The organism is Kribbella qitaiheensis (assembly GCF_014217565.1).
GTDB lineage: Bacteria > Actinomycetota > Actinomycetes > Propionibacteriales > Kribbellaceae > Kribbella > Kribbella qitaiheensis_A.
Genome location: NZ_CP043661.1, coordinates 6223905 through 6248775, shown reverse-complemented (window position 1 = coordinate 6248775; position 24871 = coordinate 6223905). Strand labels below are relative to the sequence as shown.

Annotated in this window: 27 protein-coding genes and 1 tRNA gene; 16 read left to right on the top strand and 12 right to left on the bottom strand. The window is 67.3% G+C overall.

Annotation, left to right across the window (positions count from 1 at the left end):
* Window positions 1-216: 216 nt before the first annotated feature.
* Window positions 217-360: a hypothetical protein gene (locus F1D05_RS39135; protein ID WP_206685876.1), complete on the top strand. Its 144-nt coding sequence runs from the start codon at window positions 217-219 to the stop codon at window positions 358-360.
* A complete protein-coding gene (locus F1D05_RS39130; RefSeq protein WP_206685875.1) occupies window positions 360-575 on the top strand; it encodes a hypothetical protein in 216 nt (71 codons plus the stop codon). Before F1D05_RS39135 ends, F1D05_RS39130 begins: the two co-directional genes overlap by 1 nt.
* Window positions 576-673: 98 nt before the next feature.
* Here F1D05_RS39130 and F1D05_RS29795 read toward each other — a convergent pair whose 3' ends face one another.
* Together F1D05_RS29795 and F1D05_RS29790 are read right to left on the bottom strand one after the other, a co-directional pair.
* Entirely contained in the window at window positions 674-1618 is a 945-nt protein-coding gene (locus F1D05_RS29795; protein ID WP_185443724.1) for a M56 family metallopeptidase, read from the bottom strand.
* The gene (locus tag F1D05_RS29790; RefSeq protein WP_206685874.1) at window positions 1615-1995 is read right to left on the bottom strand and encodes a BlaI/MecI/CopY family transcriptional regulator; all 381 of its coding nucleotides are present in this window, start codon (window positions 1993-1995) and stop codon (window positions 1615-1617) included. The genes F1D05_RS29795 and F1D05_RS29790 overlap by 4 nt, the downstream gene beginning before the upstream one ends.
* Window positions 1996-2075: 80 nt before the next feature.
* Here F1D05_RS29790 and F1D05_RS29785 point away from each other — a divergent pair, with 80 nt between their 5' ends.
* The 4 genes from F1D05_RS29785 to F1D05_RS29770 are packed head-to-tail and all read left to right on the top strand — an operon-like array spanning window position 2076 to window position 3920.
* Window positions 2076-2669, top strand: a complete 594-nt coding sequence (locus tag F1D05_RS29785) for a phosphatase PAP2 family protein (protein WP_185443723.1) — start codon at window positions 2076-2078, stop codon at window positions 2667-2669.
* Entirely contained in the window at window positions 2666-3295 is a 630-nt protein-coding gene (locus tag F1D05_RS29780) for a DedA family protein (RefSeq protein ID WP_185443722.1), read from the top strand. Before F1D05_RS29785 ends, F1D05_RS29780 begins: the two co-directional genes overlap by 4 nt.
* A 47-nt stretch (window positions 3296-3342) precedes the next feature.
* A complete protein-coding gene (locus tag F1D05_RS29775; RefSeq protein ID WP_185443721.1) occupies window positions 3343-3627 on the top strand; it encodes a hypothetical protein in 285 nt (94 codons plus the stop codon).
* 41 nt (window positions 3628-3668) lie between these two features.
* Complete coding sequence (locus tag F1D05_RS29770) at window positions 3669-3920, top strand: YkvA family protein (protein WP_185443720.1); 252 nt, start codon at window positions 3669-3671, stop codon at window positions 3918-3920.
* A gap of 101 nt (window positions 3921-4021) precedes the next feature.
* On the opposite strand, the gene F1D05_RS29765 is transcribed toward F1D05_RS29770, so the two are convergent.
* The 3 genes from F1D05_RS29765 to F1D05_RS29755 form a co-directional block, all read right to left on the bottom strand.
* On the bottom strand, window positions 4022-4666 hold the full coding sequence (locus tag F1D05_RS29765; RefSeq protein WP_185443719.1) for a DUF305 domain-containing protein: 645 nt from the start codon (window positions 4664-4666) through the stop codon (window positions 4022-4024).
* A 95-nt stretch (window positions 4667-4761) separates the two neighbouring features.
* Window positions 4762-5211, bottom strand: coding sequence for a DUF6153 family protein (locus F1D05_RS29760; protein WP_246486920.1), 450 nt, complete (start codon window positions 5209-5211; stop codon window positions 4762-4764).
* 74 nt (window positions 5212-5285) lie between these two features.
* On the bottom strand, window positions 5286-6380 hold the full coding sequence (locus tag F1D05_RS29755; protein WP_246486089.1) for a cation diffusion facilitator family transporter: 1095 nt from the start codon (window positions 6378-6380) through the stop codon (window positions 5286-5288).
* Window positions 6381-6484: 104 nt separating this feature from the next.
* Between F1D05_RS29755 and F1D05_RS29750 the strand changes: the two genes are divergently transcribed.
* The gene (locus F1D05_RS29750) at window positions 6485-6853 is read left to right on the top strand and encodes an ArsR/SmtB family transcription factor (RefSeq protein ID WP_185443716.1); all 369 of its coding nucleotides are present in this window, start codon (window positions 6485-6487) and stop codon (window positions 6851-6853) included.
* 149 nt (window positions 6854-7002) lie between these two features.
* Here the strand turns inward: F1D05_RS29750 and F1D05_RS29745 are convergent, their stop codons facing one another.
* Both F1D05_RS29745 and F1D05_RS29740 read right to left on the bottom strand, forming a co-directional pair.
* On the bottom strand, window positions 7003-7323 hold the full coding sequence (locus F1D05_RS29745; protein ID WP_185443715.1) for an alkylmercury lyase: 321 nt from the start codon (window positions 7321-7323) through the stop codon (window positions 7003-7005).
* Between the two features lie 261 nt (window positions 7324-7584).
* Complete coding sequence (locus F1D05_RS29740) at window positions 7585-7758, bottom strand: VOC family protein (RefSeq protein WP_246486088.1); 174 nt, start codon at window positions 7756-7758, stop codon at window positions 7585-7587.
* Between the two features lie 335 nt (window positions 7759-8093).
* On the opposite strand from F1D05_RS29740, the gene F1D05_RS29735 reads away from it, so the two are divergent.
* The 3 genes from F1D05_RS29735 (at window position 8094) to F1D05_RS29725 (ending at window position 11334) form a co-directional block, all read left to right on the top strand.
* Entirely contained in the window at window positions 8094-8948 is an 855-nt protein-coding gene (locus F1D05_RS29735; protein ID WP_185443714.1) for an alkaline phosphatase family protein, read from the top strand.
* A 113-nt stretch (window positions 8949-9061) separates the two neighbouring features.
* The gene (locus tag F1D05_RS29730; protein WP_219732969.1) at window positions 9062-10354 is read left to right on the top strand and encodes an MFS transporter; all 1293 of its coding nucleotides are present in this window, start codon (window positions 9062-9064) and stop codon (window positions 10352-10354) included.
* Complete coding sequence (locus F1D05_RS29725; RefSeq protein WP_185443713.1) at window positions 10351-11334, top strand: TolB family protein; 984 nt, start codon at window positions 10351-10353, stop codon at window positions 11332-11334. The genes F1D05_RS29730 and F1D05_RS29725 overlap by 4 nt, the downstream gene beginning before the upstream one ends.
* Before the next feature lie 593 nt (window positions 11335-11927).
* Here the strand turns inward: F1D05_RS29725 and F1D05_RS29720 are convergent.
* The 3 genes from F1D05_RS29720 to tenA all read right to left on the bottom strand — a co-directional run bounded on the left by F1D05_RS29720 (window position 11928) and on the right by tenA (window position 14301).
* Window positions 11928-12003: transfer RNA gene (locus F1D05_RS29720), tRNA-Lys, on the bottom strand.
* A gap of 79 nt (window positions 12004-12082) precedes the next feature.
* The gene (locus tag F1D05_RS29715; protein WP_185443712.1) at window positions 12083-13636 is read right to left on the bottom strand and encodes a phytoene desaturase family protein; all 1554 of its coding nucleotides are present in this window, start codon (window positions 13634-13636) and stop codon (window positions 12083-12085) included.
* The gene (gene tenA, locus F1D05_RS29710; RefSeq protein WP_185443711.1) at window positions 13633-14301 is read right to left on the bottom strand and encodes a thiaminase II; all 669 of its coding nucleotides are present in this window, start codon (window positions 14299-14301) and stop codon (window positions 13633-13635) included. Before tenA ends, F1D05_RS29715 begins: the two co-directional genes overlap by 4 nt.
* A 93-nt stretch (window positions 14302-14394) precedes the next feature.
* Here tenA and F1D05_RS29705 point away from each other — a divergent pair, with 93 nt between their 5' ends.
* On the top strand, window positions 14395-16128 hold the full coding sequence (locus tag F1D05_RS29705) for an aminotransferase class V-fold PLP-dependent enzyme (protein ID WP_206685873.1): 1734 nt from the start codon (window positions 14395-14397) through the stop codon (window positions 16126-16128).
* A 249-nt stretch (window positions 16129-16377) separates the two neighbouring features.
* Here F1D05_RS29705 and F1D05_RS29700 read toward each other — a convergent pair whose 3' ends face one another.
* Window positions 16378-17040, bottom strand: a complete 663-nt coding sequence (locus tag F1D05_RS29700; RefSeq protein WP_206685872.1) for a transglycosylase SLT domain-containing protein — start codon at window positions 17038-17040, stop codon at window positions 16378-16380.
* A gap of 437 nt (window positions 17041-17477) precedes the next feature.
* Window positions 17478-18713: a Gfo/Idh/MocA family protein gene (locus F1D05_RS29695; RefSeq protein ID WP_185443709.1), complete on the bottom strand. Its 1236-nt coding sequence runs from the start codon at window positions 18711-18713 to the stop codon at window positions 17478-17480.
* Between the two features lie 73 nt (window positions 18714-18786).
* On the opposite strand from F1D05_RS29695, the gene F1D05_RS29690 reads away from it, so the two are divergent.
* The 5 genes from F1D05_RS29690 to F1D05_RS29670 are packed head-to-tail and all read left to right on the top strand — an operon-like array spanning window position 18787 to window position 24860.
* Entirely contained in the window at window positions 18787-19947 is a 1161-nt protein-coding gene (locus F1D05_RS29690) for an ROK family transcriptional regulator (protein WP_185443708.1), read from the top strand.
* Between the two features lie 37 nt (window positions 19948-19984).
* Window positions 19985-21295 (top strand): ABC transporter substrate-binding protein, encoded by a 1311-nt coding sequence (locus tag F1D05_RS29685; RefSeq protein WP_206685871.1) that lies wholly within the window; start codon window positions 19985-19987, stop codon window positions 21293-21295.
* 1 nt (window position 21296) lies between these two features.
* Window positions 21297-22271: a carbohydrate ABC transporter permease gene (locus F1D05_RS29680; protein WP_246486087.1), complete on the top strand. Its 975-nt coding sequence runs from the start codon at window positions 21297-21299 to the stop codon at window positions 22269-22271.
* Window positions 22264-23076, top strand: a complete 813-nt coding sequence (locus F1D05_RS29675; RefSeq protein ID WP_185443707.1) for a carbohydrate ABC transporter permease — start codon at window positions 22264-22266, stop codon at window positions 23074-23076. Before F1D05_RS29680 ends, F1D05_RS29675 begins: the two co-directional genes overlap by 8 nt.
* Before the next feature lie 32 nt (window positions 23077-23108).
* Window positions 23109-24860, top strand: a complete 1752-nt coding sequence (locus F1D05_RS29670; RefSeq protein WP_185443706.1) for a DUF4832 domain-containing protein — start codon at window positions 23109-23111, stop codon at window positions 24858-24860.
* Window positions 24861-24871 lie beyond the last annotated feature (11 nt).

Sequence of the window (24871 nt, the reverse complement as noted above, 5' to 3'; positions counted from 1 at the left end):
CCTGTGACCTGCGATGTTGAATCCGCGACACGTTTCTGTGGACTATGCCAAGCCGCCATGTTCGCGGACGGGCGGCAGACAGCTGCGGCGTCGAGCGCACACGCCACAGGGAACGCTTTTCGGCATGACAGACATCCTTCCAGCAAGGACTCAAGTCCTCACAGATCAGGAGTCAACCGAACCAGGGGCAGTCCCTCCCCGGCTGCCTCTGCTTTGGTGGCGAGGCTGAACCCTGCGGCCAAGCACGGCCGGGCGTTCGGCAGTTACGGCTTCTACAAGAGCATCGGCTACACCCTCGGTCCGTTGCTGGGTGGCGGGCTGGTCTGGCTGGGCGGATTCCGGTTGCTGTTCTCGGTGTGATGACCGTTCAGACGATGGGCACCGCCGAACTCGGCCGTGAACTCGGTGACGCGGGTGGACCGTTGCTGGTCGCGGGCGTCGCGACCGCAGCCGCTCTCAGCTACGGCTACGCCGCACTCTCGGCACTCCTCGCCCTCGGACCACTGGTGGGCGCTGTGGGGGCCGGCCCTGAGCCGCAGACGCCGGTCACGCACTCTAGACGTGCCGGCGGTTAGCCATTGGCGGGGCCGATGCAGCGGCCCGCCGATGGTCCCGAACGCGGGACCGTTCCTCGAGGGAGGCGCCCCCGCCAGTCGGGGGATCGCGTGGGCGTTCAGGTGTGGCGACTAACCGCGGGCTGAGCGGCGTGTTCGAACAGGGCCTCGCCGGTGTGCTGGACCGCGGCCGCGGGCAGGGAGCCGATCAGCAGCGCCGTGACGATGGCGGCGACCACCACCGGCCGACGGCGGGGCGGCGGTGCCAGGAGTGCACGGACGCGCACAGCGACGTCACCACCGGTCGCCGCCGGTCCAGCCACAGTGATTGCAGTACGCCGGGCAGTTGCGGGGAAGCGGGTCTGTAGCTGCGCAACCCGGACTAGCGTTGCCGCGACCAGGCGCCGGTCGCAAACGGTCTGTGCCGCGTCCTCGTCGGCCCACCGTTCCGCCGCCGTCGCCAGGGCCCGTGCCGTCGGCCGCAGCAGCGGGTTCAGCGCCGCGGCGAGGTCTGCAGCCAGGTTCCACCAGGCATGACGATGCGCCAGATGCGACGCCTCATGCGCGAGCAGCACCCGCCGCTCACGATCGCCCAGGGCCCGCAGCAGACCGCTGGTCACCACTACCCGGCCCGCCGGCTGCGGAGTGGTGAACGCATCCGGACGCGCATCGTTCAACACGATGAGTCCACCGACCGCAGTGAGGTCACGGCACGCCCGGTACACCTCGAGCAGCGCGTGCACCCGGCGAGTAACGGTCCACACGACCGAGATCGCCGCCAGCGCGACCAGCACTCCACTGACCACGGCCAGCCCGGCCGGAATCGGGCTGTCGCTGCGCAATCTCGTCGGTGACCAGGCTCCCCGCGCGGCGATCAGCGGGAACTGGCCGATCCACGTGAACGCCAGGACCGCGAGGATGAACGCCCCGCTCGCGGCGGCGAACACGCTGGCCGGGACGAGGATCCGAGTCGCCACCGCCGGCGCCAGCGCGCGACACAACGCCGGGGCAGCGAGCGCGTACAAGAAGATCACCACGATCCCGACCACCGCTGCGCTGGTCATGTCTGCTCCGGCTCGGCGTCGGGACCGAGCAGGTCCAGCAGCAACTGGGACTCCTCGGGCGACAGTCCACGGGCGAAGCGGGTCAGCACCGCCGCACGATCTCCGCGGGCATCCAGCAGGCGATGGATCTGATGGGCGGTCACCTCGGCCGCATCCACCACCGCACTGTAGGCATACGACCGCCCGGCGCGGATCCTGGTCGCCAAGCCCTTGGTTTGCATCCGGGCCAGCACCGTCATCACCGTCGTGTAGGCAAGCTCGCTACCGAGCGCGTCACGCACGTCGGCCGTGGTCATCGGACCACCACCCGCGGCGAGCGCCGCGTACACCTGCTGTTCCAGATCACCGCGGCCGCGGGTCTGCCCTCGGGAAGCCACCAGCCACCTCTCCTCACGACTACTACAAAGATCGTAGTAGTGTTGGTTACTACCTTAATCGTAGTAGATGGGATACCGGAGTGAACCACTGGCTGTTTGAGCAGATCAACGCCTTCGCCAAGGCCACGCCTTGGCTGCACACGCCGGCACAGATCTACGCCGGGTACGGCGTGGTCTTGTTCGCCTTCCTGCTCCTGGCCGGCTGGTGGATCGCCCGCCGGACCGGCGACGTGTCGCGGGTCGCGGCTGCCATCACCGCGGGCGGTGCCACTTTGCTCGCTCTGGCGGTCAACCAGCCCATCGTGCACGCGGTCAACGAGGCTCGCCCCTACTCGTCGCTGCACAACATCCTCGTCCTGGCCAACCGCAGTAGCGACGCCTCGTTCCCCTCCGATCACGCCACCATGGCCGGTGCCGTCGCCGTCGGCCTGTGGCTCGTGAACCGGCGGCTCGGCATCATCGCAACAATCGCCGCAGTCCTGATGGCGTTCACCCGGGTTTACATCGCCGCGCACTACCCGGGCGACGTGGCCGCCGGGCTGCTGCTCGGCGGCCTGGTCGCTGTCGTCACCTGGCTGGTCATCCGCAGACCGCTCACCCGTCTGGTCGGGGCGCTGGCCGGGACACCGCTGCGCCTGGTCCTGGTGGCTGCAGTTCACCCGCAGCTGTCATGAACCGGCTGACCGACTGGCTCCTGGGCCTGCACGGCCTTGCCGTCTACGGGCTGGTCGGTCTGCTCGTGTTCGCCGAAGACGCACTGTTCGTCGGCTTCGTCCTGCCCGGCGAAACCGCGGCGGTGCTCGGCGGTGTCGCGGCCAGCCAGAGCCACGCGTCGCTTCCTGTGATGATCGTCGTGGTGGTCAGCGCCGCGATCGTCGGGGACAGCGTCGGCTACGAGGTCGGCCGCCACCTCGGACCCCGAATCCTTCGCACCCGCCTACTCAAGCGTCGCAGCGACCGGATCAACGCCGCCCGCGAACAGCTCGCGCGGCGCGGCGGCGCGGCGGTGTTCCTGGGACGGTTCGTGGCCTTCCTCCGCGCCACCATGCCCGCCCTGGCCGGTACCGCAGGCATGCGCTACCCGAAGTTCCTGGCCTTCAACGCCGCCGGCGGCCTGGTTTGGGGAACCGGCGTGGTTCTGGTCGGCTACCTCGCCGGCAACTCCTACGCCACCGTCGAGAAAACCTTCGGCCGCGCCACCGCCCTCATCGCCGTGACCTTCATCGTCATCGCCTACGCCACTTGGCGGATCCGGCGCCGCGCGGCCCGGCGAACCGACACCTCGAGCCGGCAACCGTGAAACCTTCGCGACCCCACCAACCATCGCCACGGCGGACAGTCGTGTTGGTGGCGTCGATCGTTCTCACGGCTGCTGCACTGACCGTCTTGATCGCCAGGATCGTCCCGGACGCAGTCGCGCATCGAAGGCAGATTCACGCCGCCGGCGATCACGTCACCATGTGCGCGGCTCAAAGTCACCGACGCGACGACAGCGAGTTGCAAACGCTGCGGCGGATCGCCGGTTGCGCCGGAGCAGACCATCAGATCCGCACCGAGGCCGGCGACGAGGCGGCCACCCTCCTCGTCCTTGCGCTTGCCGCTGCCGGCAGCTGGCACCTGATGCGCCCGTAGTAGAGCTTTCACGGTGGCACATCTAGCGAAGGCCCGCTAGCTTGCGGCCTAAGGCAGCCTGCCCCCGCGGTGTCCGGGTCCGGCTCTGGCTGCTGCTGATCTATCTTGGGCTGCCCTTCGATCTGGTGCCCGATTTCATCCCCGTTGTCGGGTACGCCGATGACGTCGTGATCGTGGCGCTCGCTCTGCGCTCTGTCACCCACCACGCCGGCCCGGCCGCACTCGAACGGCATTGGCCAGGCACTCCAGACGGGCTGGCCGCTATTCGCCGCCTTGCCGGCCTTCCCACCTGATTGGCTGGACCGCCGGCGGTCCCCAAGCGGAGGCGGTGGCTGAACGGCAGTGAACCGATGGAAGGGGATCCGCAGTCGGTGCCGATCCCCTTCCGTAGTGGTCAGCGACCGGTGTAGTGGACCAGGAGTTTCTGCATGGTGTCGATCTCGCCGGTCTGGCCGGTCTCGATCTTCTTCGCCAGCGCGATCGCCGCGGTGGCGTTGCCGGTGGTTTGTTCGGTCTTGGCCATCGCGACCGCGCCCTGGTGGTGCTTGATCATCATCTGCAGCCACATCCGCTCGAACGCCGCCCCGGTGGCCTTGTCCAGGCTGGCCATCTCGTCCATGCTCATCATTCCCGGCATCGACCCTGACATGTCGTGGCCGGCCATCGAGCTCGGGACCGGAGCACCCCAACTGGTGAGCCAGGCCGACATCTGCTTGAGCTCGGGATCCTGAGCGGCCTTGATACCGGCCGCCAACTCCTTCACTGCCAAAGTGGTGGCCTTGGTGACCGTCATATCGGCCATCTGAACGGCTTGCTGGTGGTGAGGGATCATGTCGGTGGCGAACTTGACGTCCGCATCATTGTGGTCACCCACCGGTGCCGCGGTGGTGACCGGAGTCGTACTGGTGGCTGACGAGGTGGGCTGGGACATGCCCGGCATCGAGCCGTGATCGGTGGAGCTGCTGCAGCCGGCCAAAGCCAGTGCGCCGGCGATGATCGCCGTCGCCGTGGCAGCCGTAGTACGGGTGGTGTGCGTCATCAAAGAACCTCTAATCGCTGTCGAAAGAACAGTGCGGTGCGAAGCGGAGCGGGACACGCGTAGCCAGCAGCGGCGCGAGTCCGGGGCCGGTGGGCCTAGGTCCGCAGCACGCAGAGTTTCGACAGCGAAGGCGCGAGCCACGGTGGCGGCCGGCCATCCGGCACAGGCCGCCACGCCAGCGGCAGACCTCGATGACCTCGCTGCCGGATCCGCCGCCACCGCGACCCGGCAGCCAGGGCCAGTAGCAGCAGAGAAAGAGTCAGGACAGCCACGCAAGCCCCTGCCATCCCGTGACCGGCGTCCGCCCCGCGCGCCTTAGGTTCCTCGGTCGTGAATCCAGCCGACAGTGCATCGTCGTGGCCGGCCGCCATCGTGGGGTCGCCAGTCGCTCGATGCCCGGAGCTAGTTGTCGGCGCGGCGGCCATGCCGGGCATTTCTGCGTCATGGTTGCTGGTCAGGCCGTGCATGGCGAGGACACCGGCAAGCACGCCGACCACTGTCAGGATCCGCGTGAGTCCCGATCGCAGTACTGCCGACCGCGCCATCACAGGCCCACAGTAGCCGGGCCCCCTATCGGTGATCCCTTTGCGCGATCTGTTCGCTGCCAAGGTGCGTGACTTCAATGGTCTGCCGGATGGCTGGGCCGCGACTCGTCGACGGTGTGGTGGTGTGCGAGTCCGGCGTGGTGATCTTGACCGTCGGCGTCGCTCGGGCTGACGTGTACGGTCACCGCGTCCAGCTTCGGCACTTGATGCAGCAGACGGTGATGGGCATCGTTAGCGATCGCGTGCGCTTCGACCAGGCTCAGTGCGGGGTCGACCACCACGCTGGTTTCGGCGCGGATCCGGTGCCCGGTCCAGCGCAGTCGGAGTTCGTCGACGTCGTCGACTCCGGGCGTTGACCGCAGGGCGGTCTCGGCGACGTCGACCAGCCCGGGATCGACAGCATCCATCAGGCGCCGGTAGATGTCGGTGGCCGCGCCCTTGAGTACGAACAAGATCGCGACGGTGATCGCCAGCCCGACGAGCGGATCGGCCAGGGGGAACCCGGCCATCACCCCCACCGCACCGAGCACGACTGCCAGCGAGGTGAACCCGTCGGTGCGGGCATGCAGCCCGTCAGCCATCAGCGCGGCCGAACCGATCCGGCGCCCGACCCGGATCCGGTAGACCGCGACCAGTTCATTGCCAGCGAACCCGACCAGACCGGCGCCGACCAGTACCCACAAGTGACCCAGCGGCTGCGGGTCGAGCAGCCTGCGGACCGACTCGTACCCGGCGACCACCGCGGACAGCGCGATCATGGCGACGATGAACACTCCGGCGAGGTCTTCTGCGCGGCCGTAGCCATATGTGTAGCGGCGCGACGCCGGCCGCCGGGACAGCACGAACGCGATCCACAGCGGCACCGCAGTGAGCGCGTCGGAGAAGTTGTGGATCGTGTCGGCCAGCAACGCGACCGACCCGGTGAAAACCACCAGCAGCGCCTGGACGATCGCGGTCACGCCGAGTCCGACGAGGCTGATCTTGACCGCGCGGATCCCGTCCTTGCTCGCCTCGAGCGCGGAGTCCACCGAGTCTGCCGAATCGTGGCTGTGCGGACGAACGACCGACCCCAGCCACCCCAGCACTCCACTGCGGCGCTCATGCCCGTGCCCGTGACCGTGGCCGTGACCTGCCGAATCGGATTCGTCCTGGTGGTGGGAACCAGACACTGGCATCTCCTCGAAGGTTGGTGACCGGGTTCCCGTCCAGGACGTACGGGCGGAACCAACAATAGGTGAACACGTCTTCATGTGTGTCTACTAGGATGCCAGCTATGGGTCATGGAGTGGAGGGCAGGCGCCGATCGGCCGGGCAGTTGGATGCCGATACGGCCGCGACGGTCGCCGCGACCCTGCAGGCGCTGGCGACCCCCAGCCGGCTGCTGATCCTTACCCGCCTGCAGGAGGGGCCCTGCGCGGTAGGCGACCTGGTTGCTGCGGTCGGGATGGAGCAGTCAGCTGTGTCGCACCAACTGCGCCTGCTCCGTGCCCTCGGGCTGGTGACCGGCAAGAGGGACGGGCGACGGATCGTCTATGAGCTGTACGACAGTCATGTCGCGCAACTGCTGGACGAGGCGGTCTATCACATCGAGCACCTCAGCATTGGCCGGCGCGATCTGCCCGACCAGGACGCCGCGGACTGAACCCACCGCGAGATCGGCTTCACCTCGCTCCACGAAACCTGGACACCACCACAGCGGGCTCCGGCGGCGACCCGCGAGGGGAGACGACTTTGTTCGTCGCCAGCCACCCGAGTTAGAGCTGCGACGGGGTGGGACTCGCAGCTGAGTGATCAGTCGTGGTTGGCGTCAGCGGTGAAGGCGGGTGGAGCGATTGCTTCGCGAAGTTGCGCGGTCGTCGGGGCGGACACGATCTGTCCGTCCTGGTCGCGGTAGAGCCGGCACGACAGCCCGATCTCTTGGTGTCCGGGCGAGGCGAATGGGTCGGCGTCGTCGACCAGCAGCGTGGGCGAGCCGGCCATCCCGAACCGGATCGCGTCGGCCTCGGTCTGGATGACCCGGGTCGTGATCGGTAGATCGCTCACCTCGGCCAGCCGTTCCAGCAGGGGAAGCAGGTTCGGGCAATCCGGGACATGCAGCACTTCGAGCCTCATCGGGCACCTCCAACCGGTGGTGAGAGATCGTATCGAGCACACTGGCGAACTCGCTCGGTTTCCCGCCGTGCAGGGTCGGTGGTTGAGGTCGTCAGAGCGTGAGCAGGGTCTGGGTGACGACCAGCGCGGCGATCTTTGGGTAGGCAGCTGCGCCAGTTCACCCACCGCCGGGCAGGGCGCAGGATCTCGTCGAGGAATGGGTGAGGACCGGCAACCGTGCCATCCTGCGTCAGTTCGGCGCTGGAGGGCGGTGATCCGCCTTCACCACACGAAGGAGGTCGTTCCGCTTCCTTGGAGTGGAACGGCCGCCGAAATATCAGTCCGTTTGACCAGGCGTAGCCCCAGCACCGTGGTGTAGAAGTCGACGTTGCGCCGCGGATCCTCCGCAATTGCAGTCACGTGGTGGAGCCCGTGTGGTGCGACCGAGTCAACCATCGCTCATCCCTCCCGACCCGCGAACCCTGGGCGACCTCGGCCGCCCCTTCCTCGACACTACGACCGGACGTCCTTCGCCACACGGAGAGATCCCACCAATCTGAAGCCGCTCGCCGAGTCCGGCAACCACAGCGCCAGGCACCGGACTCGATGAAGAGCTCCGTACTGCCCACCTGTCCGTGGATGACGTCAGGCTGTGCACGCTCGATAGCGGAGTGTTCATCTCGGCCACATCTGGGGTGTTCGCAGGATTCGGGCCGGAGCGGCTGTCGGCCCACAGGATTTGCTCCGGCTCTGACTTCGATCAGGGTCAGCCCATCCTGTGAGGAGGATTCGTGATACGTAAGCAGATTGCGGCCGCGGTCGTGCTGGTGGCGGCTCTTGTCGGTTCGGCGACGGCGGTCGGCACCGCCACCTCGTCCAGCGCGCAGGCAGCGGCGAGCGTGCCGGCGTTCGATCACATCGTTCTGGTGATGTTCGAGAACCACGCGTACTCGCAGATCAACGGCAGCTCCAGTGCCCCCAACTTCAACAGCCTGGCCGCCCAGGGCGCGAAGTTCACCCAGTCCTACGGGGTCACCCACCCCAGCGAACCCAACTACCTGGCGGTCTTCTCCGGGACGACTCAAGGCCTCACCGACGACAGCTGCCCCCACACCTACAGCGGCAACAACCTCGGCAAGCAGCTGATCACCGCGGGCAAGACCTTCAAAGGCTACTCCGAGAGCATGCCCTCCGACGGCTACACCGGCTGCTCGAGCGGCACGTACCGGCGCAAGCACAACGGCTGGGTGAATTTCAGCAGCGTGCCCGCAACCAGCAACCTCAGATTCAGCACCTTCCCGAGCTCGACGAACTACGCAAGCCTCCCCGCCGTGTCGTACGTGAGCCCCAACATGTGCAACGACATGCACGACTGTTCGGTCGGCACAGGAGACACCTGGCTGAAGAACAATCTCGACGCCTACGCGCAGTGGGCCAAGACCCACAACAGCCTGCTGATCATCACCTTCGACGAGGACAACGGCGGTTCGTCGAACCACATCTTCACCGCGTTCGTCGGCGCCCACACCCAGGTCGGCTCGTTCTCCAACCAGATCAACCACTACAACGTCCTGAGCACCATCGAGAGCGCCACCGGGCTCTCGCATCTGAACTCGGCTCCGGAAGTCACCAACGTGTGGAACTGACCGCCCGTATGCCGTTCGCAACAGAGCGGTAGCCGGAAACCGTCACCCCGCTCGTGGACAGCCGACGCCTGTCCGCGAGGGGGCTCCCGCCCGACCTCACGGAGGTGGCACCCGTGTACCTGTCCACGATTGACCAGCCGCACGCCGCGGACGGCACACCCAGACCGCCGCGCCGGCGCGCGATGCTGTTGCTGAGCGGAAACGTGTTCGCCCTCGGCGCAGTCAGCCTGATCACCGACATCTCCTCGGCGATGGTGACCGCGGTCCTGCCGGTCTACCTGGTGCTCGGCCTGCACCTGAGCCCCACCGTGTATGGCCTGGTCGACGGCACTTACACGGGTGCGACCGCGCTCCTGCGGCTGGTCGGCGGCTATATCGCCGACCGGGCACGTCGCCGCAAGTTCGTCGCCGGAATCGGCTACGGGCTGTCGGCGGTGGCGAAACTAGGACTGCTTGCTGTGGGCAACAGCGTCGGCGGGCTCGGCGCGGTCATCGCGATCGACCGCACTGGCAAAGGATTGCGTACGGCGCCGCGCGACGCACTGATCACCCTTTCCACTCCCCCGCAGCTGTACGGCCGGGCGTTCGGCGTCCACCGGATGATGGACACCATCGGGGCCTTCATCGGACCGCTGGTCGCGCTCGGCATCCTGGCGGCCACTGCGCAGGCCTACGACGCGGTGTTCGTAGCCAGCTTCTGCATCGCCGCCTTCGGAGTACTGATGCTCGTACTGTTCGTGCGAGATCATCGCGACGAACAGCCATCGAAGGGCGCGGTGCAGCCCTCCGCGCTGCGTGGATTGCTGCGGATAGCGCCGGTACGCCGGTTGGTGCTCGCAGCAGGCCTGGCCGGGATGGTGACCATTGGCGATGGCTTCGTCTACCTGCTGCTGCAGCGGCGGGAGGGGCTGAGTATCGGCTGGTTCCCGTTGCTCGCCGTGGGCACCAACTTGTCCTACCTGTTGTTGGCCACGCCGATGGGGGTTCTGGCCGACAAGATCGGACGGCTCAAGGTCGTGCTCGGCGGCTACACCGCGCTGGTGCTGGTCTACCTGCTGCTGTTCGGACCGTTCGGCGGCCTGCCACTGCTCGTGGTGGTGCTCGCGCTGTACGGCCTCTTCTACGCATCCACGGACGGAGTACTGATGGCACTGGCAGGACCGGTACTGCCCACAGCTTTGCGTACGTCGGGACTCGCGCTGATCCAGACCGGTCAGGCGCTGTCCTACCTGCTCTCATCGATCCTGTTCGGACTCGCGTGGGCGCTGTGGGGTCCGGCGAGCGCAACCCGGATCGCCGCAGGACTGGTCGCGGTTGCGGTGTTCGCCGTGGCTCTGTTGTTGCGCGGCATCCCGGCAACGGGCAGCCGCGAGGGCGCAGGCAGCACCGCTGAGGAGCCGGCGTGACGCGCCGGGTACTGGTCGCAGTGCTCGGAGCCCTGCTGCTGACCACAGTGGCAGTCGGGTACGGCGCGTTCGCGGTGACGCGTGAACCGTCCTCGGCAGCCGCCGCGACCAGCCAGCTCAGCCTCACAGGAGGGCCGCGGATCCTGTTCCGTAGCACTGCGCCGGACAGCTTGGGACACCTGGCCGTGGTCGCCAAAGATCATCCCGACGGGCCACGCTCGGTGTCTACCCTCACCTGCCTTCGGGTCTACGCCGGTGGCGGCACCGGCACCTGTCTGCGGCAAGACGGCGCTCTCAGCACATTCCAGATCGCGATCCTGGATCAAGGTCTCAAGGTAAGGAAGGCGATTCCGCTCGTCGGGGTCCCGAACCGTACTCGAGTTTCCGCGGATGGGCGCATGGCGGCTTGGACAGTTTTCGTTGCCGGCGACGCCTACAACCACGGACGGTTCTCCACCCGCGCCGGACTGATCGACCTCAAGAACGAGGAGACAGTCGACTCTCTGGAGTTCCTCTCGGTCACCCTCGACGGCCGTCCCTACACTGCCGCCGATCTCAACTTCTGGGGCATCACCTTCGCCGCCGACGACAACCGCTTCTACGCGACCATGTCCACCGCCGGACACCGCTACCTCGTCGAAGGCGACATCGCGGCAAAGACGGTGCGGACCATCGCGCAGAACGTCGAATGCCCGTCCCTGTCCCCCGACGGCACGCGCATCGCCTTCAAATCAGCGATCAACGGGAACCCCGCCAAGGGCTGGCGCCTATCCGTACTCGACCTGGCCTCAGGCACACGGATCCAACTGGCCGAAACCCGCAGCGTGGACGACCAGCCAGCCTGGCTGAGCCCGACCACAATCGGCTACGCCATCTCACGAGGCACCGACGACGCCGACATCTGGACAGTCCCAGCCAACGGCGCAGGAACCCCACAAATCCTCATCCCCCACGCCGAATCCCCAGCCGCACTCAACTGACCGAGCCCGCCCCGCCTCGCGAACCGGAGGCGACGTACGGCGATCGCTGCACCGCTCCCGGCCGTCAGTCGGGAGGGTCTTGGTTGTCAGGCCGGCATGTTCGGCCAGGTCTGGATCGGGGGCGAACAATGCGACGACAACATCGGAGATCGCCGGTGAGGTCGTCCCAGTGGAAACGGTCTCCAGTGCCATATCGAGCACGTCCGAGCAGCAGTTGGGGCGCCGGGCCATCTTGATGTCAGAGATGACGCGATCGATGCGTGATGTGCGCCTGCTCGGCCCCGGTTTTGGTTCTACCGCTGGCTGTCACATCACGCACGTGACCGTCATGATCGCGGAAGTTGGCCGCCATCGCGGTGAAGCTGCGACGCAGGAGCGGCACATCAGATGGATGGGAGCCGGCGACGGAGGAGTCGGCAGGTGCCGCCTTCCCGCAACCATGGCGCCTTTGGAGATCGGCTCGGGCTGCAGAGGTCGGGTCTTGAGTCGCCGGGACCAGGTTCGCTTGGTCCGATGCAAAGTGGCGCGTAAATGGTGCGCCGGACGCATGAAGGCCCAGGAACAGATTGCGATATCTGCCTGGGCCTTGATGCTGGTGCGCCGCCAGGGACTCGAACCCCGAACCCGCTGATTAAGAGTCAGCTGCTCTGCCAATTGAGCTAGCGGCGCTTGTTTACTGCTGTGTTCGAACGAAGAGGATCGTAGCAGGGCGGACGGGGGGATGCGAAATCGGTTCGGGGTGAGAGTTTCAGGGGTGTAGTTCGAGGACGGCCTGGGCGGCGTTGTGGCCGGGGATGCCGCTGACCGCGCCGCCGCGGCGGGCGCCGGAGCCGCAGATGAGGAGGTTGGCGACGTCGGTCTCGACGCCCCAGCGGCCGGCTTCGGCGGAGTCGTCGAGCCAGGGCCATTGCAGGTCGCCGTGGAAGATGTGGCCGCCGGGCATGCCGACCGATTCCTCGATGTCGTAGGGGGTCTTGGCCTCGATGCAGAGGTTGCCGTCGGCGTCGCGGGCGATGCACGGCTCGAGGGGCTCGGCCAGGTAGGACTCCAGGCCGGCCAGCACCCGGCGTACGGACTCGTCGCGGGCGGCATCGTTGTCGGAGGCAAACAATCGCGCGGGGAAGTGAACGCCGAAGACCGTCAGGGTCTGGTGCCCGGAGGCGGCCAGAGCAGGGCTCAGAATCGACGGGTCCGTCAGGGAGTGGCAGTAGACCTCAGACGGCGGTACTGCGGGCAGCGTGCCCCCAGCCGCCTCCGTGTAAGCCGTCTCCAGCTGGGAGTAGTCCTCGTCGATGTGGAAGGTGCCCGCGAAAGCGCGCGCGGGGTCGTCCCCCGACCGCAGTTGCGGAAGCCGTGACAGCAACAGGTTGATCTTGAGCTGCGAACCCTCAGGCCGCTCCCCCGCAGCTCGGCCGCGCAATGCGTCGAGCGTGGCAGGCGCCACATTGGCGAGGATGAAGGAGCAGTCCACCGAACGCTCACCGTCACCACCGAGCCACGTAACGGAGCCACGGGTCCCATCGGCCTCCACCGATGTCACGGATGCGTTCGTCACCAGCGATGCGCCGGCACGCCGGGCAGACGCGGCCAGGGCGTCGGTCACAGCACCCATCCCGCCGACCGGCACCCGCCATTCGCCGGTGCCGTTGCCGATCAGGTGGTAGAGGAAGCACCGGTTCTGGATCAGCGACTCATCGTGCAACCCGGCAAAGGTCCCGATCACCGAATCCGTGGCGACAACGCCGCGCACGGTGTCGTCCGCGAATCGCTGCTCGACCAGCTCCCCGAAAGGCCGCTCGACCAACGCCTCCCACAAAGCGGGATCCACCTGACGGCGTAAGGCGGCGGCGGTCGTCAGCGGCTCCAGCAAAGTCGGCGCGACCACGGCAGCGAGCTCCCCCACCGACCCGTAGAAGGCGGTCCACGCGTCGTACTCCGCGTCGCTCCCGGTCAATGCGGCAAACGACGAGCGCGTGGCGGAGCCCTCGGGGCGGTCCACCAGCAGCCCGAGATCGCGCCCTCCCCGGCGTACGGGCGTGTACGACGCGACGGAGCGGGACCGGAGTTCGAGCGACAGGCCGAGGTCGGCCACGATTTTGTCCGGCAGCAGGCTGACCAGGTACGAGTACCGCGAGAGGCGCGCGTCGACGCCGGGGAACACCTGCTGGCTGACCGCGGCGCCGCCGGTGTGGCCCTGCTGCTCCAGCACCAGCGTGGACAGCCCGGCGCCGGACAGATAACCGGCCGCGACCAGACCGTTGTGCCCGCCACCGACGATCACGACGTCGTAGAAATCCTTCATCCGACCGGCCAATCCAGCTCGCGGTACGCGGCGTCCCAGAACATCCACTCGTACCTGGTGGTGGTGGAAAAGTGCCGGTGGCAACGTTCGCGCTCGCCCGGGCCGACCTCGTCCCCGAGCCGATCCGTCACCGCCAGTACCGACTCTACGACCGAATCGAACTCCTCGGATCCATACGTCGCGATCCACTGCGCGTAAACCGGATCCGGCGACGACCGCTTGAGCAGCTCGCGGCCGACATCGCGGTAGATCCAGTAACAGGGCAGCACCGCGGCCACGGCCTCGGCGTAAGTGCCAGTAGCGCAGACCGCCGTCAGATAGGACATGTACGCCGTGGTGGTCGGCCGCGATCCGGCCGCGTCGACATCGGCCGAGGTGAGCCCCAAGGACGCAAGCAACGAGGTATGCAACTCCTGCTCGACCTCGATCGCCTCCGCCGCGTGCCGGGCAAACATCCGTACGGCGTCCTCGTCGGTGGCCTTCGCGGCGACCAGCGTGAGCGCACGGGAGTACGCCCGCAGGTAATGGCTGTCCTGGACGATGAAGTAGCGGAAGGCAGCGTGGTCCAGCGTCCCGTCGGTCAGCCCGGTGATGAACGGGTGCCGCAGGATCTCCTCGTACACCTTCGCGGCACCGCGATCCCACAACTCGGTGGAAAACGTCATCCCCAGCTCCTAGCCTCGACTCCGACCGACCTTAGCCAAGCGAGCCGTGTAATGGCAGGAGACGAACTTCACGGACGGGCTTACTCTGACGCCATGACGATCCAGGACGCCCTACCGAGCGACCGGCTCGCGATGCCGGCGGACACCCCGCTGCTCAGCCGTATCCGCGCGTCGGTGATCGGTGACGACCAGGTGATGCCCGGCCCGTACGGGCCCCGCCGGGTCACGTACGCCGATTACACCGCCTCCGGACGCGCCCTGACCTTCCTCGAGGACTTCATCCGCGAGGAGGTGCTGCCGCGGTACGCGAACACCCACACCGAGTCCAGCGGCACCGGCCTGCAGACCACCCGGCTCCGCGAGGACGCCCGCAGGATCATCCACGACAGCGTCGGCGGCGACTCCGAGACCGCCGTGATCTTCTGCGGCTCCGGCGCGACCGGGGCGATCGACAAGCTGATCGGCGTCCTCGGCCTGCGGATCCCGGCCGGACTGGACGACGAGTACCAGCTGACCGACGTGATCCCGGCCGACCGCCGCCCGGTCGTCTTCATCGGCCCGTACGAGCACCACTCGAACGAGCTGCCCTGGCGCGAGTCGATCGCGGACGTGGTGACGATCGGCCAGGACTCCGACGGCCACATCGACATCCCGCGGCTCGAGGAAGAGCTGCTCCGGTACGCCGATCGGCCGCTCAAGATCGGCTCGTTCTCCGCCGCGAGCAACGTCACCGGCATCGTCAGCAACACCCACCGGGTCTCCGCGCTGCTGCACCGGCACGGCGCCCTGTCGTTCTGGGACTTCGCCGCCGCCGCGCCGTACATCGAGATCGACATGTACGGCGGCCGCTCGGCCGACCCGCTGTCGTACAAGGACGCGATCTTCCTCAGCCCGCACAAGTTCATCGGCGGCCCCGGCACGCCGGGTGTGCTGGTCGCCCGCCGCGACCTGCTCCACAACCGCGTTCCCGACGTACCGGGTGGCGGCACGGTCGCCTTCGTGAACCCGACCGGGCACCGCTATGTCGACGACCCGATCCACCGTGAAGAGGGCGGCACGCCGGCCATCATCGAGTCGATCCGGGCCGGCTTGGTCTTCCAGCTCAAGCAGGCGGTCGGGATCGAGGTGATCCGCGCCCACGAGGACGCCTACCTGCGGCGCGCGGTCGAGGCGTGGCGCGAGGAGCCGAACATCCAGATCCTCGGCAACCTGGACGCCGAACGGCTGTCGATCGTGTCGTTCGTGGTGAAGGCGCCGTCCGGGCGCTATCTGCACCACAACTTCGTCGTCGCGTTGCTGAACGACCTGTTCGGGATCCAGTCGCGGGGCGGCTGTTCCTGCGCCGGACCGTACGGGCACACCCTGCTCGGGATCGACCTACAGCAGTCGGCGGAGTTCGCCGAGGAGATCATGCACGGCTGCGAGGGCATCAAGCCGGGCTGGGTGCGGGTCAACTTCAACTACTTCATCTCCGAAGCGGTCTTCGCGTACGTCGTGGAAGCGGTCCGCCTGGTCGCGCGGGAAGGATGGCGCCTGCTCCGCGACTACCGCTTCGACCCGGCCAACGGCCTCTGGAAGCACCACCGCGGCCCGGTGGAACCCCCGATGCGCCTCTCCCAGGTCGGCTACGACGCCGACGGCACCCTGCGGTACCCCCGCCACGACGACACCGCGCCCGAGTCGGCCCTCGACGACTACCTCGCCGAAGCCCGCCAACTCCTCTCCGCCTGCCAGGACAACGCACCCACCAACGAAGCCACCGTCAACACCGACTTCGACAACCTCCGCTGGTTCGACCTCCCCGCGGGCTGCATCACCACCTCCTGACTGCCCTACGGCGTCCCCGGAGTTCCCCCACGCGGCCACCCCGCAGAGCGATCCGGCCGTCCCGCGAGGAACGTCACGGTGCGAGCCGGGTGACCAGAGCGGTGTGGGGAGGTCTGCTGGCTGCTCTGGGTAAGTTCCGCTCCCCGGTCTCTCCTACTTCGGCGACCCGCGACCGCGTTGACGGCGGGAAGCAGGACTTGGTCAACCGGCCTTGGGGTGAAGGGGTACCTGGACCGGTCCGGCCGACGGTCAGCCGGTGATCGCCTTGGTGGCCTTGGGCAAGTTCTTGTGTAGGTCGTCGAGGTAGGACTGGGCCTGCGAGCCGGGCTTGGCGCCGGCCGCGAAGGCCCGCATGTTGCGCGCGCCGGTGTTGTAGCCGAGGGCAAGCAACTCGTCCTTGCTGAACTTTCCACCGGTACGGCGGGGCACCCGTGCGGCCAGGTCGTGCAGATGCCAGGCAGCCGCCTCGATCGCGAGCTCCGGGTGATCGGGCAGCTCATCCCAGTTCCGGCCGGCGAAGGAGCGGCCGCGTTTGGTGTCGTCGAAGGCCGCCCGATGCATGTTGGCGATCCCGAAGGCCGCGTCCGGCTTGAGGTGCTGCCAGGACCGTTCCAGCTGTGGATTGTGCGGCTTGTAGTCCTCGTTGTACAAGATTGCCATCAGCAACTGAGGACTGACACCCGCCCGGCCGGCAGCCTTCCGCACCGGTACGGCGAATTGCGCCGGATCGTAGTTCCGGTACCACTCCGTCGAGGCCTCAGCACTGGGCTTCGGAGGGGCACTCGGCTTCGGCGTCTCAACCGTCGCCGCAGCCTTGGGTGCGTCCGTCGTCTTCGGCGAGTCGCCCCCACGCGCGACCCACGCCGCCACGACAACGGCCCCGACCGCCACCCACCACCAGCCCTTACTCACCCACACCTCTCATCACCTGACACCGGACCCCCACGATACCGAGGGCCGCGACCACCGAGCACCTACCGCGCAGTGGCCGCGAGGCCTGGACACGCTCTGCTCGGTGTGGTCACATTCGGCTGCGACAAATCTACAACGCTGTAAATTCAGGTTGGCCGGCTCCAAGGCCGGGGCACGCCTGGAGCCCTCGACCCCCGCAGTACGGATGTCTTTGTGCACCGGTTGAGTGTTTCGGGCCGATCGCACGCTCAGGCGGTGCACAAAGGTGCGCCACGCCCGCGTCGGTTCCGGCCTCTGTGCATCCGGTGAGCGTTTTCCGGGGGCGGAGTACTCAGTTGGTGCACAAAGACGCCCGTACTGCGGGGGAACGGGGCCCGCCGCCCATGGGATCGCGGTCGACGGCTCCGAGAGCTTGAGCCCGAACTGAAGGCCACCGGCTACAGGGTGACCACCGTGCCGGTGGTGCGGGCTTGTTCGGCGGCCCAGACGACTCGGTGGGTGGCGAGGCTGGCGCCGGCGTCGGTGGGGAGGAGGGCCGGGTCGGCGGTCTCGACCGCGCGGAGGAATGTGGTGATGAGTTCCTGGTCTCCCCCGCCGTGACCGTCGCCGTCGGCTTCCGGTACCTCGAGGATCTCCTCGGTGCCGGTGAGGAAGTCCACCAGCCGGATCGTGCGGCCGTTGCCGTCCAGGTAGCCCTTGGTTCCGCAAAGCCGGGTCTGGCGGTGTTCCATCGGAGTGAAGGCGCTCATCGTGAACGAGCAGGTGCCGCCGTCAGGGAACTCGAGGTTCACCACCTGGTGATCGACGACGTCGTTGTCGCAGGCATAGACACACCGGCCGTACGGTCCGGTCCGCAGCGCTTCGAGTACGCCGGCCTCGGTGCGCTCGTCGGTGACCGCTCCGAGCGGCCAGAAGTGCCGGTCGGGATCGGCCAGACAGTCCAGATAGAGCCGCTTGGCGGAGTAGGCGCACGACTGTTCCAGCGGACACTCGACGCAGCGCGCAGCGGCCCCGATCGGACGGTCGGCGGCCTTGAAGTGGGTCAGGCTGCCGAACGAGCTGACCCGCGACGGCAACGCGCCGTACAGGTGGATGAGCCAGTCGAGATCGTGACAGGCCTTCGTGAGCAGCATCGCGGCAGAGGTGTCCGACCGCCGCCAGTTGCCGCGCACGAACGAGTGCGCGTGATGCCACCAGCCGACTGGTTCCAGATGCTGCACGTTCACCAGTCGCCCGATCCGGCCCGAGTCGAGCAGCCCCTTCAGCATCCGCGTGTAGGGCGTGTAGCGCAGCACATGGCAGACCGCCAGGATGATCCCGTTGCGCTCCGCCGCGGTCGCGATGGCGTCGGCGTCCTGCTCGCTGGTGGCCATCGGCTTCTCCAGCAGAATGTGGTAGCCGAGATCCGCCAGCCGGACGGCGGGGTCAGTGTGCAACTGGTCCTGGGTGGCGATGATCGCCGCGTCGGCGAGCCGCCCGGCGGCAGCGAGTTCGGCCCAGCCCGAGAACAACCGCCCGGCCGGTACTGCGAACTCTTCGGCGAGCGCCGCTCTCCGCCTCGGATCCGGTTCGGCGATCGCGGTCACCCGCGCCGTACCGGACAGAACGGCGCTCCGTGCGTACAGCTGGCCCCGCAAACCGCCACCGACCAGGGCTAGAGTCACGCCAGTCATGGATTCCTTTCCTATACTTATCAAGGAGTCCATCATTATTGACAGTGATGGCGACGAACCTCAAGGGGCCGTGATGACCGAGGAGCCGACCGGCGGCGATCTTTCCCGGCTGCGGCAGCTCAACGCGCTGGCAGTGATCCGGGTACTGCGGACCGATCAGCCGTTGACGATGACCGAGCTGGCCAAGCGAACAGGTCTGTCCAGAGCCTCCACCGAGGACGTGACCCGGGAGCTGATCGGGCACGGCTGGGTGGCCGAGGTCGAGCCCGCTCCGGGCACCCTTGGCCGGCCGGCCCGGCGCTACCGGTTCCGCGCGGATGCCGGCTGGGTCCTCGGCGTCGACATCGGCGGCCACACGATCCGATCCCTGGTCACAGACCTGGACGGCGACGTGCTCAGCTCCACCTGCGTGACTGTGACTCCGCAGCTCGGCCGCAGGGAACGCCTGGCCGCCCTGGACAGGTGTGTCACCGCCGCTCTGACCGAGGCAGCGGTCGCTCCCGACCAGATCTGGTCGACGGGAGTCGCCACCACCGGCCTGGTCGACGGCACCGGAAAGGTGATGCTCTCGGACTCGCTGGCCGAATGGACCGGGGTCGACCTCGCCGGACACCTGAGGCGGCGCGTCGCCGGGCCGGTCCGGGTGGAGAACGACAGCAAACTGGCCGCGCTGGCCGAGTCCTGGCGTGGGGTCGCCCGGCACGCCAAGGACGTCGTGTTCCTGCTGGCCGGCCTGCGAACCGGTACCGGCCTGATCATCGACGGGAAGCTGCATCGCGGTTTCGGCAACTCCGCGGGCGAGATCGGCGCCTTGCCCGCGATCGGCTGGCTGCGGGCTCCCGAGCACCTGCGCGCCTGGTCGGGCGCCCGCGAGGACGAGTTCGTGGACGTCTTCCTCGCCGCCCGCGACGGCGACCGCGAGGCCGTCCGGGCGGTCCGGAAGTACACCCGCGACATCGCGGTCGGTGTCTCGGCGCTGATTCTCACCCTCGATCCGGAACTGCTGGTCATCGGCGGTGGCTTCTCCCGCTCGGCCGACGTGGTGGTCGAGCCGCTCCGCCGCGAACTCGACCGCTGGTGCCTGCGGACGCCGGAGATCCGGGTCTCCACCTTCGGCGACGAGGGGGTGGCCTTCGGTGCCGTCCGGCTCGCACTCGAGCAGGTCGAGGCCAGCCTGTACGCCGGGTCCGAGCTGTCCTCGCCGGCCTTTTTCGGAGCCGCCGGCAGCAACTGATTCGCGCCAACCCCTTGACATCATTTCCATGGACTCCATGATTAGTCCCATTCACCCTGCGACTGCGCAGGGCCGCGGGATGCTCAGGAGGACCCAGGATGCGGATGTCGAAGCGGTTGAGCGTGGCCTGCTCTCAACCTTGCTGGTTGTTTCGGCCTGTTCGGGTGGCGGCGACAAGAAGGCTGCCGACCCGAACGCCAAGGTCACGCTGTCGTACGGCGTCTGGGACGCCAACCAGAAGCCGGTGATGGAGTCACTGGCCGCCGAGTTCACCAAGACCCACCCGAACATCACCGTCGAGGTCCAGCTGACGCCGTGGGCGGACTACTGGACCAAACTCAAGGCCGCCGCGACCGGCGGGGCGGCACCGGACGTGTTCTGGATGAACGGCCCGAACTTCCAGCTCTACGCCTCGAACAAGGTGATCGGGCCGATGCCGGGCGAGGCGGACCTCTCGGTCTACCCGAAGCCGCTGACCGATCTGTACACGTTCGAGGGCAAGCCGTACGGGCTTCCGAAGGACATGGACACGGTCGCCGTCTGGTACAACAAGACGCTCTTCGACGCGAAGAAGCTCCCGTACCCGAAGGACGACTGGACCTGGGCGGACTTCCAGGACGCCGCCGCGAAACTCAGCGACCCGGCCAAGGGCATCTACGGCACGGCTGCCCAGCTGGGCAGCTTCCAGGAGTACCAGTACGACACGATCGCGCAGGCCGGCGGCTACGTGATCTCACCGGACGGCAAGAAGTCCGGGTACAGCGACCCGAAGACGATCGCGGGCCTGAAGTTCTGGACCGACCTGATCGAAAAGAAGTCCTCGCCCGACCTGAAGGCGATGACCGACACCACCCCGATCCAGCTCTTCGAGGCCGGCAAGATCGCGATGTACTGGGGCGGTTCGTGGAACGTCTCGGAGTTCTCCGCCAACAGCTACACCAAGGGCAAGGTGGACGTCGCCCCGCTCCCCCGCGACGAGTTGCAGGCCACCGTCATCCACGGGGTGGCGAACGTGGTCTCCACCAAGACCGCGCATCCGGACCAGGCCTGGGAGTTCGTCCGCTACCTCGGCTCCAAGGACGCCGCGGAGATCCTCGGCCAGAAGGGCCCGATCCCGGCGTACAACGGCACCCAGACCGCCTGGGTCAAGGCACATCCCGAGCTGAAACTGCAGACGTTCATGGACGCCGTGAACTACGCGGTGCCGTTCCCGGTCTCGAAGAACACGGCGGCGTGGAACGAGGCCGAGCTCACCTACCTCACCAAGGCCTGGACGGGAGAGGTCCCGACGGACAGGGCGGCCACAGATCTGGCCCAGGCCATGGACGCCATGCTCGCCAAGGAATGACATGACGGTGACGATGACACCTCGGCGGGACAGCACGCAGAACAAGGCGTCCGCCGCCGACACCGGCGGCGGACGGCGAGGGCGGGGCCGTCTCAAGGAGGCCCTGTGGGGGTACGCGTTCATCGCTCCCACGGGGCTGGGGATAGGGATCTTCTACCTCTGGCCAGTCCTGCAGACCGCGTACTTCTCGCTCACCGAGTGGGGTGCGTTCGGCGGCCACACCTGGACGGGACTCGACAACTACCGTCGGCTGGGCAGCGATCCGGAGGTCGGCCGGGCGCTGGTCAACACGTTGACCTACACCGGGCTCGGCCTGCTCAGCATCCCGCTGGCGATCGGTTTCGCCGTCCTGCTCAATCGCAAAGGCATGCGGTTCGTCGGCCTCTACCGCACCTTGTTCTTCCTGCCCGTCGTCACGATGCCGGTAGCGATCGCGATGGTCTGGCGGTGGCTCTACAACGGTGACTACGGACTGATCAACTACCTGCTGTCCCTGGTCGGGATCGACGGACCGAACTGGGTGGCCGACCCGGCGACCGCGCTGTACGCGCTTGTCGTGGTCGGTGTCTGGAGCAGCGTCGGCTACAACCTGATCATCTTCCTGGCCGGCCTGCAGGCGATTCCCAAGGAGTACTACGAGGCTGCCGCGATCGACGGCGCCAGCCCGCTCAGCCAGTTCTTCCACGTCACCCTGCCGCTGTTGTCGCCGACGGCCTTCTTCGTCTCGGTCGTCTCGGTGATCGGCTCGCTGCAACTGTTCGACCTGGTCTACGTGATGGCCGGGTCCGGCGCGGGAGCCCGGGCGAACCCGGCGTTCCCGCGGCTGGAAACCGTCGTCCAGCTGTTCTACGACCGGGCCTTCGTCACCAACGACCGTGGCTACGCGGCGGCGATCGTGATGATGCTGCTGCTCCTCATCGTCGTCCTGACGGCTGTGCAGTTCCGGTTCCAGAAGAGGTGGGTGCACTATGCGTAACAAGAACCTGAGTGTGCACACGATCCTGATCGCCTCGGCACTCGCGATGGTGGCGCCCTTCGTCTGGCAGATCATCACCTCGCTGAAATCGTTGAGCAATGCAACGAAGGTGCCGCCGTCCCTGCTGCCCGAGGGCCGCTGGGACAACTACGGCAAGGTCTTCGACGTCCTCCCCTTCGGTCACCAGTTCCTCAACACCGTGCTGATGGCCGGGCTGCGGACGATCGGCCAGGTGCTGTTCTGCTCGATGGCCGCGTACGCCTTCGCCCGGCTGCGGTTCCCCGGCCGCAACCTGCTCTTCGGGATCCTGTTGTCGGTGCTGATGGTGCCGCCGCAGCTGTTCATCATTCCGCAGTACCAGATCATGTCGTCGCTCGGCTGGCTCAACTCCCTGCAGGCGCTGGTGGTTCCCGGCCTGTTCAGCGCGTTCGGCGTCTTCCTGCTCCGCCAGTTCTTCCTCGGCCTGCCCAAGGAGCTCGAGGAAGCGGCTGCGATCGACGGAGCCGGCACGGTCCGCATCTACTGGTCGATCGTGCTGCCCCTGGCCCGGCCAGGGCTGGTCGCACTCGCGCTGCTCGTCCTGCTCTGGTCCTGGAACGACCTGTTCTGGCCGCTGGTGGTGAACACCGATCCCAGCAAGATGACGCTGTCGGCCGGTCTCGCCTCCCTGCAGGGACAGTTCCAGACCGACTACCCGGTCCTGATGGCCGGATCGTTGCTCGCATCACTGCCCATCATCGTCATCTTCACCCTGCTGCAACGCCAGTTCATCCAAGGAATCGCTACATCCGGCATCAAAGGCTGACCGCTTTCCACGCCCAGGAAAGGACCACCGCCATGAGGTCTCCCCGCACCCTGAAACTGCTGGCCGGCATCGTCGCCGGCAGCCTCGCCGCAGTACTCGCCGTCGTCTCGCCCGCCTACGCGTCCATCAGCGGGCTCTCGGCAACCAATGACGCGACCAACGTCACCTACCAGTTCAACTACACCGGCGCACCGCAGTTCGCGCGGACCTACATCGACACGGATCGGAACGCAGCCACCGGCTTCGCGCAGGCCGGGATCGGCGCCGACTACCTGCTGGAGAACAACAGCCTCTATCACCACAACGGTGGCGGCTGGAGCTGGACGCTGGTCAAGACCGTGACCTACTCGGCCACCGGTGGGGTCGCCAAGTGGACGGTGGCGCGGGCCGACCTCGGTGAGACCGCGTCACCCAACGACGCCGATCTGATCTTCCAGGTCGAGAGCCCACTCGAGACGTCCTCGAAGTACACCCACGTCTACAGCGGAGGAGGTGGCGGCGGTGGGACGCAGGTGACCTACACGGCATCCACTGACAACTTCGCCAACCCCGAGCGTGGGCTCTACCACCACACCGGAGACTGCGACAAGACCGACTTCTCGCTCGCCACCTTGCAGAGCTACCGAACCAGCCAGGGCATCTCGCAGGTGATGTGCATCTTCTACCTCGCGGAGTACAAGAACACAGCGATCGCGCAGTCGGCGCTGGATCAGCTCCAGCAGCAACTCGCGACCGTCCGGGCCGCTGGTCTGAAGGTGGTTCTGCGATTCGCCTACACGACCGCGACCACCGGCGACGACGCTCCGCTGTCCCGCGTGCAGTCCCACCTCGACCAGCTAGCGCCGTACCTGAGCAGCAACAAGGACGTCATCGCCGTCATGCAGGCAGGCTTCATCGGCGCCTGGGGCGAGTGGTACTACACCCAGAACTTCGGTAACGCCGGCGTGATCAGCGCGACCGACTGGGCCAACCGCAAGGCGGTCACCGACAAGATCCTCAGCGTGCTGCCGTCGGACCGGATGGTCCAGGTCCGTACTCCGAAGATCAAGCGGACGATGTACTCGACCAGCGCGGTGACGTCCGGCCAGGCCTACAACGGCTCGGCGCTGTCGAGGCTCGGTCACCACAACGACTGTTTCCTGGCCAGCCCGGACGACTACGGCACCTACGAGAACACCTCGGTCGAGTATCCCTACCTGCAGTCCGACACCACCTACGTACCGATGGGTGGCGAGACATGCGGGGCGAACCCGCCGCGCTCGAGCTGTCCCACCGCGCTGACCGAGCTCGCGCAATTCCACTGGTCCTATCTGAACACCGACTACGAGCCCACCGTCCTGAACTCGTGGAGCACCGGCGGCTGCCTGGCCGACATCACCAAGCGGCTCGGCTACCGCTTCACCTTGCAGAACGGCACCTACCCGACCACCGCCACGCGAGGCGGCAGCCTGCCCGTGACGATCAACCTGCACAACGACGGTTTCGCGACGCCGTACAACCCGCACAGCGTCGAGCTCGTACTACGGAACACCTCCACCGGGGCGCTCCAGCGACTGGCCCTCAGCACCGACCCGCGGCGCTGGACCGCCGGCTCGACCACCACGATCTCGCAGACGCTCACCGTCCCGGCAAGCCTTCCGACGGGCACCTACGCACTGCTTCTCAACCTGCCCGATCCGCAGCTGTCCACCCGCCCCGAGTACTCCGTGCGCTTCGCGAACCAGTCCACCTGGGAATCGGCGACCGGCATGAACTCGCTCCTCCGCACCATCACCGTCAGCTAGTCAAGGAGCCC